Here is a 13,408-nt window from a genome sequence, read left to right on the forward strand (position 1 = left end):
TCTCCTTTTTAGTCCATAAACTGTTGCAATTGCACTTTCACTTTTACAAGGTGCTCACGGTATGCTTTAGCTTTGGTTTCGTATTCTTGATCTGAAAGGTTACCTGTTTTTTTCATTTCTTCTAACTCTAACAACTTATTCATAATGACTTTTTGTTTTACAACTAAATCATGGAACTTCTTTTCATCTGTGTTCGCTTCCAATTTCTCTTCTGATGCTCTATTTTTCATTTGAAAGTATACAAACCAACCTACGCCTGCAAAAATAATCATCACGATAATCGCAGTAAAAAGATGGGCGTCAAAGTTTCTAAGTGGCGAATCGTACCACATTCGCAAATGGCCTGGGTTATGAAATGCAGGAGAAGAACGTGTGATTGCTGAAGCCAAAATCAGGTCGATCATTAATCTCCCCTTCTTTCTTTTCGGAGTTTCGCCAACTCCTCTTCTATTTCAGCTTCAATATCTTTCACTACACTTTCATTTGTGTTTGTCGTTGTTTTATCACGATTTTCTTTTGCAATAAATTCTGCGGCTAGTTTCTCATATTCAACTTTTAACCTACTATAATCTTCTTCAGACAACTTTTGCATATGATAATCCATTTCTAATTCATTTAGTGTTGCATAGATATTTTTTAGCGAAATATCATCCATATCATCTACTATTTTTACTGCCTCTAACTCCACTTTCGGTCTTAATAAAGGAGTAATTACAATATACAAGCAAAATGCCGTTATTAATAAAGCAACTATATAAGCCATGAGCTCTCACATCCTAGTAGTACTTTTTACGTTCTTCGTCAATGATCGATTGCATAATTTCATCTTCTACATTCTCTACTTTAGTTTTCTCAAAAAGTTTTCCTTTTTTATTTATAATAATATTTTTTAACCCTATAAATAGGATAAAGCTAGCCACACCCAATACAAAGAAAGGCGTAATCCATGCAGCTAAACTAAAACCACGTTTTTCAGGTACTATTAACCCTTCTTCGCCATACATACTGTAATAGTAATCAAGGATCTCTTGCTCACTCTTACCCTCATTTAATAGACTTGCGATATCTTCATAATATCGTTGTTTTGTTGCACAGGTTGCCAAATCATGATTTTCATGACCTTGCATTGAAAACTTACTAGCAACCTCTTTTACTTCAGGAGAGTTTATATCATAAAACTCTCCATTAACTAAACCTACATTTGAGCTAAGAAAAACTATGAAAAATAATATTGTTGTTATAATTGTTTTCACTATTCAACATCCTAATAATATTTTTTACGTTCTTCGTCAATGATTGATTTCAGAATTTCATCTTCTGTCTCATCAAGGTCCGTAGTATCAGAACTTACATTCTCAGAACTACGGTTTACTTTGATCCATTTTCGAATAACATAGAAAAGGCCAGTTCCAGCAGTACCTAGTACAAAAAATGGCAATATCCATGCAGCAAGACTGAACCCACGTTTTTCTGGTGCTGTTAAGATTTCCTCACCATACATACTCACGTAGTAATCTTTTATTTCATCTTTATTTAGCCCATCATCCATCATTTCTTTCATTTCTTGTTTAAAGGCATCATTTAAACCACAACCTTGCATATTACATTCGAAATGATCTTGACCACAGCCACACATACACATAAATTGACTAGCCACTTCTTTAAACTCTTGTGATTTAAAGTCGTATTGATCAACGGCAGAAACAGGCAATGCAACCATTGACAACAGGAGCACCAAAACAAAAAAGACTTTTTTCATTACGACACCTTCCTATTTGGACCTTTATACCTTGGTGTAATGTTTCCATATTTCCCACCCCAGATTGCAAAGATTGATCCTAGAACTAATACATAACTACCGATCCAAACCCAACGAACTAACGGATTTACCTTAACAACAAAAGTTGCTCTTTCATCACTTTCCCAAGCACTTAAAACGACATATAAATCTTCACGAAGGTTTCCTAATACCGCCACATTTGTTGAAGGTTCTTCCCAATTCCCGTAAAAAATTCGTTCAGGTTGGACATAACCAATTTCTTTACCATCTCTTTGTACACGAATATTAGCAAATACTACATCGTTTAAGCCTTCCGAACGTTGTGCAATATATTCATACGTTAAAACATAGTCTTCAATTTCAATCGTTCCGCCTTTTGGAATAGTTTTCATCGTTTCACTATCAAAGTTTGAACCAACAATTCCGATTGCCATAAGAGCAATACCAAAGTGTACGATATACCCACCGTAACGTCGGCGATTTTTAACCATTAACCAATATAAAGCTACTGGAACCGATTCTTTTGTTACTTTTCTTCTCGCCTTCACTCCACGGTAAAATTCTAAAATATGTGTTAGTATCATAAACGAAATAATACCATAGGAGATGATCGGATAAGCGGCTCTCATTCCTAAGCCTGCTAACAAACCAACAATAACTAAGCTAATAATCGCCGGAATTAAGAAGTTATCTCGTAAATTCTTAGTCGTTGAGCGTTGCCAAGCAATTAAAGGACAAACAGCCATAACAAAAATTAACGCTAGTAAAATTGGTGACATAACTGTGTTAAAAAACGGAATCCCTACTGTTACCTTGTAGCCCCTTACTGCCTCAGATACTAACGGGAAAATCGTTCCCCAAAACACCGCAAACGTACCACCAACTAAAATTAAATTATTAACTAGGAAACTACTTTCTTTTGATAAAAACGATTCAAACTGACCACTATCTTGTTTCAATAAATGATATCTACTCATTAAAATATATAAAGAGAATATAACTGCTAACGCCATGAAGATTAAGAAATACGCACCTAGATTTGAATCACCAAAGGCATGTACTGAAGTTAGCACTCCACTCCTTACTAAAAACGTTCCAAAGAGTGTTAACGCATAAGAAAGAATAATTAAACTAATGTTCCAGATTTTCAACATACCTTTTCGTTCTTGGATCATGACAGAGTGTAAGTATGCAGTTACCGTTAACCACGGCATAAATGAGGCATTTTCTACTGGGTCCCAAGCCCAATAACCGCCCCAACCTAATTCCATGTATGCCCAATAACCACCAATTACGTTTCCTAAAGTTAAGAACACCCAAGCAACGATCGTCCAACGTCTAGTCATGCGAAGCCAAAAAGCATCGATATTTTTAATAATTAGTGCAGCAATTGCAAAAGCAAACGGTACTGCTAATCCAACATAACCTAGATATAAGGTCACCGGGTGAAGAAGCATTCCAGGGTCTTGTAGCATCGGATTTAATCCACGACCTTCAGCTGGAACATAATCTAGCAATATAAATGGTTTCGTTACAAAACTTAATATAAGGTAGAAGAAAATTGTATTAGCTAGCATAATCGAACAAACATAAGGGGTTAATGGATTGTTTTTCATTTTCTTTGAATATGCAACCATAAAGGTATACATCGTTAAGAAAAATGTCCAAAGTAGTAAAGAGCCTGCATTCCCTGCCCATAAAGCTGCTAACTTATAAACTAAAGGTAGATCCGTACTCGTGTATGATGCAACATACTCAAACTGCAATTGACTAGTACCTAAGGCAATAAATAATATTGCCATGGAAATAGTCGCTAAAATAAAGACAGCTAAAGTAGCCGCTTTCCCACTATCTACTAACCTTTGATCTTGTTTATATATCCCTAAAATAAATATAATAAATGCATAAATTGATAAAGCTAACGCCAAATAAATTGATAAATTTCCGATAATATGCACGATGTTCACCTTCTTTGTTTTTAGATCACTAAGATAAAAGAGGCCTTTCACAAGGAGTAACCCTGCAAGGCCTAAATACCCTTAGTGTATTGTTTCTTAATCGTTCTCTAGAAGCTCTTTATGGAACTCAGCATCATAGTTAGAAGGATCCTCTCCTTCATATTTTGACGGACATTTCGTTTGGACACGTTCTGCTCGGAACGGTTCCCCTGGTTCAATATACCCCCCTAGGATAACAATAACTCCTTCTGAAAAGTTATCTGGCCTCGGACGATCGTGGAAAACAGATAGCACATTCCCATCTTCATCAACAATATCAAAGCGTAGCTCTATTTCATCTGCTCTCCAATCAATAGAATCTTCAATTAGGAATCCTTCTGTCGTAATGTAACGATCCTTGTATTTCTCTGGGTTTGTGATTGCTTCGTGAAGAGGGATCTCCGTACCACTAGCTCCTGGTGTTGCAGCAATTAATAATATTAAGATAGCTATAATAATTGTACTTCCACCCAGTAAAACTTTAGTATTTTTCTTCATCTTAACGCCTCCCCTTTAATCTAACTTTGATCTTTTTTCTTTATATGTTCTTTCATCAATTTGCCCATCGGCTAATAATTTTCTAAGCTTTTTTATTTCTTCATCTTTATTAACAATCTTTTTCGGCGTGTCTTTATTCTCTTTAGTTTGAGTTTGTGGCATATTCTTTTTGCGAATAATAATAAAGATAAAAGCTCCTATCATTAGGAACATTAATATTACCATGACAATATTTTCAGCATTCATAAAAGATTCATTACCTTGATTTTGTATAGGTGCTTGTTGGTTAAGACCTGCGTGTGTTTCATCATTAGGCATCGTGAAGTCGTTAAATGCTTCAACTGTAGTTACGATACTATCCTTCTTATAAGAAACGTTAAAATCAAGAATCTCACCTTGTTTTATATCGTTATACTCAAAAACTTGTATTTCTACTCCAAATGATTGTGTTATTAAATCTGCTTCTTTATTAATTTGAAAATTTTCTGCTTGAAAAGGGGCGTAAAATGTTAAACTCAAATATTGAATATCAGAGTCTGGAATATATTCATATTGGAAATTTCGTTCAACCTCTCCTTCGATAGGAGCACTGAAATATTCCAAAACGAAATAGTACTCATCATTAGGTTGGATAGGGTTCGATGGAGACCAAGAAAAGTATTGCTCCTCAAAATTAACTGTATAGGCCTCTTCTGTTGGTTGAGTATCAGTTGGATCTTTAAATTGAGCCACAAAACCTTCTTTAAAAAGTGGCAAATGAGTAGGAACACTTATTGTAATTTCACCATTAAAAACGCTATCAGAATGGTTAGTAAATGTTCCATGATAACCAACTAGCAAAGAAGGAATAGTATCATCCCAATCTTCAGGATTTATAAACTCTGGCATTACTTTTATATCTAATTCTGTTAAAGAAATTTCAGCCTCACTACTATATACCTCGTTTACTGGTAAGATGGTTATTTGTATTAAGAGGATCAGTGCAAATAGGACAAAGCCTCTAAATTTCCTTTTCATATATATTTCTCCCCTTCTATTCATCTATGTCTCTATATAAATACTCCCTAGTTTGACTTTATAATGTAATCGATTTAATAACTGTGAAAAATGTCACAGGAGAGAGTGAAATAACTGTGACTGATTTATGTGATAATGTGGGATTTTCCAATATTAAACAACAATTACAAAAAACCATTAAAAACGATGTTAAAACTAACAAAATCCATTATTGCCAAAACTAAAGAAAAAAACACCACAAAATATTTGCGGTGTTTTTACATATTTTTTTAATATTGTGCTGGGAACCATTCATTTATTGCATGTTTGTGTTTTTCAAAATGATCTTCTTCATCATAAATAGTTTGCATCGTTACTTCAATTTGGCGTTTCAACTCTTCAATATCTTCACCTAATTTTGCTAATTCTTCAGTAGCCTTAACAATTGCTGCTTGAGATTCAATTGAAGAAATTCTAAACGCATCTATTGATCCATCAGGGTTATGAAAACCATAAGAATTCTCAGCAGCTATAAAATCCCAATACCATTGAGCTTTTCTAACATGTTGCTGTGCTTCTCCAATTTTTTCTTCTGATACTCCTGCAGTGATCATGCGGTTCACATAGTAATGGGAAATTGTGTTTAACTCCTGAGCCTCTAGTAATGCAACTTTATGACGTTCTTGAATGTCTTTAACACGATCCTCTAACTGTGTTGGTGTTTTATCACCGTGACATGTGCGACAAGATTCTTCTATAGTTTCTAAAGGAGATCCCCACCGGTGAGAAGAGATTTTCTTTTTACCATCGACACGTTGGTAAGGCATATGACAGTCTGAACAAGAAACACCTGCTGTTCCGTGCGGCCCATAGCTAGATAACTCAAATTCAGGGTGCTGAGCTTTTAGTGAAGGAGTTCCAGAAATTTGGTGTATCCAATCGTAATCAAAACCTTGCTCTTTAGCAATTGTTTCTTTATATTCATATATATTTTCAACTCGTAAACCTAAGTCCCAAGGGAATGTTACTTTATTCTTTTCTGGTTCAAAATAATATTCTACGTGACATTGTGCACATACATAAGTACGCATATCATTTTGAGTTGCTCGTGATAAATCTACTCCCATTCTTTCCATTGCATTTGTGAAAGATGGTCGAGTCACTCTCAATTCCATTGTAACCGGGTCATGACAATCTGAGCAACCAATTGAAATATGCCCCCATTCTCCTAATTCTTCACTAACTCCAGGAGCCCCAAGTTCAGTAATACGTGGAAGAATTTCATTATTGAAATTAGCTGCCCAATATTCATCTCCAAATTCTTCATCACTAAGTAGATGAGGTACTACAGATGATTTACATGTTAAGCATGAACCACCTGTCTTATCTGTAACTCGTCTAATATTAATTTGATCTTCTAAGGCATATGTGTGACCTCGTGTTGTATTATACTCAACTGCAAATCCATACCCACTCCATAAAGCCGGAAGATACGGTTCGATTGAAGGATCACTTTTAGGAATAACGTCCTTTTCATTGACCATATTTTTCATGTAACTTTCCCATTGTAGAGGAAATTGATCTTTAAATGCTATATTCAAAAATTCATTTTTGTCTAAACCTGTGTCCATAGGTTCATTTTCTTTTGCTTCAGAACTACTACACGCCACTAAGGCTGTGAGCAACAAGAAATACAACGCTATTAACAAAAGTGACTTTTTCTTGAAGTTCCCCATTTATTTCATCCCTTTCAACTATTAATTACCTATTAAACTCAAAATTACCTGGTTCAAACCACTCATCAGGTCGGAAATCACCACTCATATGTGGTACTTGACGATGGCAATCAATACATGAGCCTTTAGCGTCATGTGAAATATTTTGTAACCCTGGTTCATGACAACTAATACAGTTTTTCTCAATAATTTCTCTAGATTTTGCAGTGGCATGAATGACATCTGGTATTTTACTAGCACCAATTGTTGTCATATAACCATGACTTACTGCACTAATTCCTTTGAACGTATATTTTGCGATTTTACTATCTGTAGGTGCGTGACAATCGTTACAGTTAAGAGCAGCATGATTAGAGTTATTAAATGTTGTTATTGTTCTTTCATAGACGTGACAACTAGCACAAAACTCTGGAGTATCAGTAGCGTTGATCGCCCCCTCTGTTACAGCAAGCCCTACTATACCAATAAAGACACCGACTAATGTAAACAGTAGAAGTTTTTTGTTCAGTTTCTCTAGTAGTTTTTTCACGTTCTCCCCCCTCCCAAAAGTATCTTTAGTAATTTTATAGGTTAACTAGGTAATAGTTAAATGGAATATTACCTAAAATTAGTACCTAACAAGTCCTTGGTATGTAAAACCATTCAACATTAAAATCATAATTTCACACAAAATTATATAATCTACTATAAGATTACGTTCAAACCTTTGACACCACTGTGAGAAATATCACTCATCTTTGTGAACATTTTTTGAACAAACTTAAAAAGAAAAGCGCAAGGCGCGCGCCTGGAGCTAGACAGTTTTCAAGTTAGAAATTTATAAATTGTGATTATGCAAAAAAACTCTTAACCTTTATATATAGAATATTCTCACCTCCTAGTCATGTCGCTTTGAAGCTTATTATCAAAGGATATAGAGATTTTGTTAAAAAAAATCATTTTTTCACTATTGATATGTTTAGAAATGACTGGCACACAAAACAACTTTTAACATGAGCAAAAATGCCACAACTGTGATCATCATCACATTTCATTGTGACAAATTCATGAACAAAAAGTTGAAAAATATAAAAAAACTCCTTTCAAAGTGATGATCTTTGAAAGGAGTTGCTAAAATTATAAACTAGTTATCACGAACATTCGGGAACCATTCGTTAATTGCCTGCTTATGTTTTTCATGAGAAACTGTTTCATTGATAACATTTTGTTTTGTTACTTCAATTTGACGCTCTAACTCATCAATATCTTCCCCGATAGCCATTAATGCTCTTGTAGCAACAAGAATAGCTTCTTGAGATCGATCAATTGATCTTGCAAATGACGCCATCGCACCGTCTGGATTATGGAACCCATACGAATTTTCAGCAGCAGGCATATCCCAGAACCATTGTCCTTCACGCACTAGCGCTTGAACTTCTTTAATCTTTTCTTCATCAACACCACGAGTAATCATACGGTTTACATAGTAGTGAGCAGTTGCACCAATATCTTGTGCTCTTAATAATTGTTCTTTATGACGTTTTTGAATATCTCCCACACGGGTTTCTAAATAGTCTTGTGACTTATCACCATGACAAGTGCGACAAGATTCTTCAATTGTTAATAGTGGTGAGCCCCAACGGTGGGATGAAATCTTTTTCTTACCGTCTACTCTTTGATATGGCATATGACAATCCGCACACGATACTGTTTGGTGAGGACCATAGCTCCATAATTCATATTCAGGATGTTGAGCTTTTAAGATTGGTGTATTAGAAATAGTAGAAACATACTCACCTTTAAAACCACCTTCTCTTGAAGCTTGGTACTCAGAGTATTCCCACTGATCTTCAAATGTTAATCCATACCCCCAAGGGAATGTTGTTTGTAAATCATTTAATGGATCGAAATAGTATTCAACATGACATTGGGCACAAACTAGAGAACGCATATCATGTTGGGTTGCATTTTCATAATCAAACCCTAATCTATCTAATGCGTCAGTTAATTGCGGAAGAGAAATACGTAATTCCATAGTTACAGGATCATGGCATGTAGCACATCCAACAGATGCATGGCCCCACTCAGCAACATTTCCTTTACCATCAGTCATCATACCTTTATCATCGCCTGCGAATTCTTCTAACCATGGTAGTGCTTCTTCATGATAGTTAAGTTTATATGCACGTTCAGGACCAAACTCCTCAATCATTGCAGGGAAGACAGTTGTCTTACATGACATACAAGCAGAAACTGCATTTGGGTTTCCAGTAATTCGTCTAACATTCATTTGATCTTCAAACGCATATGTGTGACCGCGTGTTAAGTTATATTCAACCGCAAAACCAAATCCGTTCCAAACAATCGGTAAAAGTGGCTCAATTGAAGGATCATTTTTGGGTACTACTTCTTTTTCATTCTCCATGTTTTTCATATAACTTTCCCAATGTAGAGGAAACTTATCTTTAAATGCTAAGTTATTCCATTCGTTTGGATCTAGTCCAGTGTTCATTGGCTCTTTCTCTTGCGCTTGAGATCCTGAACACCCTACTAATACAAGCATTAAGATGGCAGATATTATTAGTAACAAAAGCGATTTTTTGTTAGTGCTACGCATTATATTCATTCCTTTCTATTATTAGTTGGTTCTGCAAATTTAAATTGTCCAGGCTCAAACCATTCAGCCGGTCTAAAGTCACCTTTATTATGCGGTACTTGACGGTGACAATCGATACAGCTATCATATGCACCACTGTGATCTACGTTTTGTAACCCTGGTTCATGACAACTAATACAATTGTTATTAATAACTTCTTGCGAATCGGCTGTGGCATGTAATACATCAGGAATTTTACTAGCTCCAAGAGTATTCATGTACATATGACCTACCCCTGCTTTTGCTTTAAAGGCCATTTTAGCTGTAAAACTATCACGTGGTGCATGACAATCATTACAAGTTAATGCAGCATGATTAGAATTTGCGAAAGTTTCAAATGCCGTCCCCATGATGTGACAGCTAGAACAGAACTCACCCGTATCCGTCGCTTTCATCGTTCCAGCAGTCCCTGCAAAAAGAACGATACCTGCAAAAATACCAATCAAAGTAAATAATAAAACTTTCTTGTCTAGTTTTCTCAGCAAATCTCTCACCGGTCTCTCTCCCCTTTCTTAAGTAAGTACACTATTGATTAAACACCTAATAACGGAGCTTAATACCGAAACTAAGAACATGTATAAAAGTAAAAATGATTTTTTTCTCTATGCTTTTATCATACTTTCATACATTTTCCCACAATGTGATAAAAATCACTTTTTTTGTGACGTAGTTGTGAACGATGATTTATCCAAAAAGAAAAAAGCAAAAATTTATTCTCGCGGGCTAAAAAAGCACTATTTAGTGTATTTAGTAGCTACTATTTAATATTTGAACCAACCTTTTTATATTTTCTTTCAAAAAAATGTTTAATTTTATGAAAACAAACAACAAAAAGAGACTAACTCTGTAGAAACGCATAATGCGATCTAAGAGTCAGCCCCTTTTACGTTATCATCCTTATTTTATTGTTACATTCCCTAATTGGAACATTCCATTTGGATGTTGCCAGAAACCTTGAACATTCTCACTAACACCTACAAGATATTGTTGGTGGTGTGTGTAAAGCATTGGAGCTTCTTCTACAAGAATTTCTTGTGCTTGTGTGTAAAGTTCATGGCGTACTTCTGGATTAGATTCTTGACGCGCCGCATCTAAAATCTCATCTAGTTCGTCATTTGCAATAAATGAACGGTTACCAGCCTCACCATGATTATTAGAATGGAATAATGCATACATACCATAGTCAGCGTCAGCTGTAACAGTTACCCAACCAAGGATAAACATATCATGTTCACCACTAGCTGTACCCGCTAAATATGCACCCCACTCCATAACTTCAATTTCTACGTCAACACCAATCTCTTTTAATTGAGACTGTACAAATTCTGCAGTATCCATACGAGCAGGGTTGTCATTAGTCCAAATCGTTGTTTTGAAACCATCTTCATAACCAGCTTCTGCTAAAAGTTCTTTAGCTTTTTCAACATCGTAGCTAATTGGAGAAACAGTTTCATTAAAACCAAATACATTTGGAGCTAATGGCCCAACAGCAGGTGTACCAAATCCATCTAAAAGACCATCAATAATAATATCTTTATTAACTGCCATTGAAATAGCTTGACGAACTCTTACATCATCAAATGGAGCTTTTTGTAAGTTAAAACCGATATAAGCTAAACTTAAGCTATCTGTTTTTTCTACGAATGAATCCGGGTTAGCATCAATACGACTTACGTCAGTTGAACGAACTTGCTCAATAATATGTGAATTACCAGTTTCTAATTCAGCAATACGAGTTTGATCTTCTGGAACTACTTTAAATGTTACAGTATCAATTTTCGCTTGCTCTCCCCAGTAGTTTTCGTTTTTAGCTAACTTAACATATTGACCAGGTACCCATTCTTCATAAACAAATTGACCAGTACCAACTGGATTCTCATTAACTACACTTCCTGGATCTTTCCCTTCAGCCATAGCCGCATAATCAGCTTCAATTGACTCAAGGCTAATGATCCCACCACCAGTATGCGCTAAGTGAGATGGTAGTGGAGCAAACGGAAACTCAGTAGTAAATTGTACTGTAAACTCATCTACAACTGTTACATCAGTAATCATATCAAATAGGAAAGAACGCGGTGAAGCAACCTCAGGATCAAGAACACGATCAAAATTTGCTTTTACAACTTCAGCGTTAAAATCTGAGTCATCATGGAACTTAACTCCTTCACGAAGCTTAAACTCCCAAACAGTATCTTCAACTAAATCCCACTCCGTAGCAAGTGCAGGATGAAGTTCACCATTTGCATCTTGAAATAATAGTGAATCGTAAATATTTGTTGCTACATTACTTGAAGGTGAATCATTTGACCCATGCGGATCTAATGAAACAGCATCAGATGGAAGAGCAATAACTAAATCGCCACCTTCAACAACCTCAACTTCTCCTTCTTCACCAGCTGGTGTAGTGTCGTCTTGTGCACCACAGGCAGCGATTACAAAAGATAACAACAAAGCAATTGTAATCATAAAAAGTTTGTTCTTTGAAAACATTTTGAAACCCCCTATTTTTATTTGTTTGTATATTCAAAAAACTATTTTTAAAAACTAAAATGAATATAACTTAATTTTCTCAAAAAAGCAAATATAATATTAATAACAGTTAAAATAATTATTTTCTTCCTATTTTAATATCGACAAATTCCCATGGTATAACTAGAGTTTTTAGAAATTTCAGCAAGTGCTGAATAATTATAAAAATCAGTAAACTTAGTTATCCCTCTAACTAAAAAAGCAATTTTAGTATAGTATTTTTTAACATTGTAATATAACAAATAAGTGATATAATTATTTCTTGTGTAGCTATGATGCAAATTATGTCGAATATTTAAAATTTAGAGAGGGTGAAGTATTCTATGATTGAACAAACAGACAAGAATTCATTTATGCAGAACTCTCCATCTAATCCTAGGTTGGAAAGCTGGAAAACTTTTTTTAAGAAATTAAGAAAAAACAGGGCTGCTACGGTTGGTGGAATTCTAATATTACTTTTTATAATAATAGCTCTTATTGGTCCATTCTTTGTTCCTTATGACGGAACCGAACAAAATCATATGAACAAATTATCAGCTCCTTCAGCCGAGCATTGGTTTGGTACAGATCACCATGGTAGAGATATCTTTAGTCGAATTATCCATGGAATGTCGATTACGTTATTTATTGGTTTCTCTTCAGTAGCAATTGGAACCGTTGTCGGAGTGTTTCTTGGTTTAATTTCCGGTTACTACGGTAAAAGAATTGACGCTGTTATTATGAGGACAATGGACGTATTGCTTGCTTTCCCAGGAATACTTTTAGCATTAGCTATAGTAAGTGTACTTGGTGGAAGTTTAACTAATGTTATTATTGCCGTTGGTATATTTGCTATACCATCTTTTGCGAGGATTGTACGTGGTTCAACATTAGCAGTGAAAAAACTAGAGTATATCGATGCAGTAAAAGCACTTGGTGCAAGTGATGGAAGGATTATTTTCAAGCATATCCTCCCAAATGTTTTATCCCCTATAATAGTACAATCTAGTCTTTATATGGCTTCAGCGATTTTAACTGCAAGTGGTTTATCATTTTTAGGAATGGGTGCTCAACCACCAACACCTGAATGGGGAGCAATGTTAAGTGCTGGACGTAGTTATATGTTTGACGCTCCACATGTTGCTTTATTCCCAGGTCTGGCTATTGTTATCGTTGTATTAGCATTTAATATCTTTGGCGATGGCTTAAGAGACGCACTAGATCCGAAAATGAAAAACTAGAAGAGAGGTGCACTAAA

General features: G+C 35.3%; 13 protein-coding genes. 1 reads left to right on the forward strand and 12 read right to left on the reverse strand.

From position 1 onward, the window contains the following. Positions 1–8 precede the first annotated feature (8 nt). From BKP37_RS03560 to BKP37_RS03615, 12 genes are all read right to left on the reverse strand, one after another. Complete coding sequence (locus BKP37_RS03560; protein WP_071308306.1) at positions 9–404, reverse strand: hypothetical protein; 396 nt, start codon at positions 402–404, stop codon at positions 9–11. Further along, positions 404–763 carry a hypothetical protein gene (locus BKP37_RS03565; RefSeq protein ID WP_071308307.1) on the reverse strand — a complete coding sequence of 120 codons (360 nt, stop codon included), beginning with the start codon at positions 761–763 and terminating at the stop codon, positions 404–406. Before BKP37_RS03565 ends, BKP37_RS03560 begins: the two co-directional genes overlap by 1 nt. 13 nt (positions 764–776) lie before the next feature. Further along, positions 777–1,253 (reverse strand): cytochrome c-type biogenesis protein CcmH, encoded by a 477-nt coding sequence (locus BKP37_RS03570; protein ID WP_071308308.1) that lies wholly within the window; start codon positions 1,251–1,253, stop codon positions 777–779. Between the two features lie 11 nt (positions 1,254–1,264). After that, entirely contained in the window at positions 1,265–1,759 is a 495-nt protein-coding gene (locus BKP37_RS03575) for a cytochrome c-type biogenesis protein (RefSeq protein ID WP_071308309.1), read from the reverse strand. Continuing rightward, on the reverse strand, positions 1,759–3,738 hold the full coding sequence (locus BKP37_RS03580) for a heme lyase CcmF/NrfE family subunit (RefSeq protein ID WP_071308310.1): 1,980 nt from the start codon (positions 3,736–3,738) through the stop codon (positions 1,759–1,761). Before BKP37_RS03580 ends, BKP37_RS03575 begins: the two co-directional genes overlap by 1 nt. 96 nt (positions 3,739–3,834) lie before the next feature. After that, on the reverse strand, positions 3,835–4,275 hold the full coding sequence (locus BKP37_RS03585; RefSeq protein WP_071308311.1) for a cytochrome c maturation protein CcmE domain-containing protein: 441 nt from the start codon (positions 4,273–4,275) through the stop codon (positions 3,835–3,837). Between the two features lie 15 nt (positions 4,276–4,290). Then, the gene (locus BKP37_RS03590; RefSeq protein ID WP_071308312.1) at positions 4,291–5,292 is read right to left on the reverse strand and encodes a hypothetical protein; all 1,002 of its coding nucleotides are present in this window, start codon (positions 5,290–5,292) and stop codon (positions 4,291–4,293) included. A gap of 269 nt (positions 5,293–5,561) precedes the next feature. Then, a complete protein-coding gene (locus tag BKP37_RS03595) occupies positions 5,562–7,007 on the reverse strand; it encodes an ammonia-forming cytochrome c nitrite reductase subunit c552 (RefSeq protein WP_071308313.1) in 1,446 nt (481 codons plus the stop codon). Between the two features lie 25 nt (positions 7,008–7,032). After that, a complete protein-coding gene (locus tag BKP37_RS03600) occupies positions 7,033–7,536 on the reverse strand; it encodes a cytochrome c3 family protein (RefSeq protein ID WP_071308314.1) in 504 nt (167 codons plus the stop codon). Positions 7,537–8,130: 594 nt separating this feature from the next. Further along, positions 8,131–9,603, reverse strand: coding sequence for an ammonia-forming cytochrome c nitrite reductase subunit c552 (locus BKP37_RS03605; RefSeq protein ID WP_084034528.1), 1,473 nt, complete (start codon positions 9,601–9,603; stop codon positions 8,131–8,133). Positions 9,604–9,608: 5 nt separating this feature from the next. Next, the gene (locus BKP37_RS03610; RefSeq protein WP_071308316.1) at positions 9,609–10,136 is read right to left on the reverse strand and encodes a cytochrome c3 family protein; all 528 of its coding nucleotides are present in this window, start codon (positions 10,134–10,136) and stop codon (positions 9,609–9,611) included. Between the two features lie 403 nt (positions 10,137–10,539). Next, on the reverse strand, positions 10,540–12,132 hold the full coding sequence (locus BKP37_RS03615; RefSeq protein ID WP_071308317.1) for a glutathione ABC transporter substrate-binding protein: 1,593 nt from the start codon (positions 12,130–12,132) through the stop codon (positions 10,540–10,542). A 392-nt stretch (positions 12,133–12,524) separates the two neighbouring features. On the opposite strand from BKP37_RS03615, the gene BKP37_RS03620 reads away from it, so the two are divergent. Next, positions 12,525–13,391 carry an ABC transporter permease gene (locus tag BKP37_RS03620; protein WP_245712441.1) on the forward strand — a complete coding sequence of 289 codons (867 nt, stop codon included), beginning with the start codon at positions 12,525–12,527 and terminating at the stop codon, positions 13,389–13,391. The last annotated feature ends 17 nt before the right edge of the window (positions 13,392–13,408 follow it).

Origin of the sequence: Anaerobacillus alkalilacustris (genome assembly GCF_001866005.1) — a bacterium.
Taxonomy (GTDB): Bacteria; Bacillota; Bacilli; order Bacillales; family Anaerobacillaceae; genus Anaerobacillus; species Anaerobacillus alkalilacustris.

Coding starts and splice junctions, on each gene's coding strand:
- BKP37_RS03585 (WP_071308311.1), bottom strand. CDS start 4,275: ATGAAGAAAAATACTAAAGTTTTACTGGGTGGAAGTACAATTATTATA.
- BKP37_RS03560 (WP_071308306.1), bottom strand. CDS start 404: ATGATCGACCTGATTTTGGCTTCAGCAATCACACGTTCTTCTCCTGCA.
- BKP37_RS03595 (WP_071308313.1), bottom strand. CDS start 7,007: ATGGGGAACTTCAAGAAAAAGTCACTTTTGTTAATAGCGTTGTATTTC.
- BKP37_RS03590 (WP_071308312.1), bottom strand. CDS start 5,292: ATGAAAAGGAAATTTAGAGGCTTTGTCCTATTTGCACTGATCCTCTTA.
- BKP37_RS03615 (WP_071308317.1), bottom strand. CDS start 12,132: ATGTTTTCAAAGAACAAACTTTTTATGATTACAATTGCTTTGTTGTTA.
- BKP37_RS03605 (WP_084034528.1), bottom strand. CDS start 9,603: ATGCGTAGCACTAACAAAAAATCGCTTTTGTTACTAATAATATCTGCC.
- BKP37_RS03575 (WP_071308309.1), bottom strand. CDS start 1,759: ATGAAAAAAGTCTTTTTTGTTTTGGTGCTCCTGTTGTCAATGGTTGCA.
- BKP37_RS03620 (WP_245712441.1), top strand. CDS start 12,525: ATGCAGAACTCTCCATCTAATCCTAGGTTGGAAAGCTGGAAAACTTTT.
- BKP37_RS03565 (WP_071308307.1), bottom strand. CDS start 763: ATGGCTTATATAGTTGCTTTATTAATAACGGCATTTTGCTTGTATATT.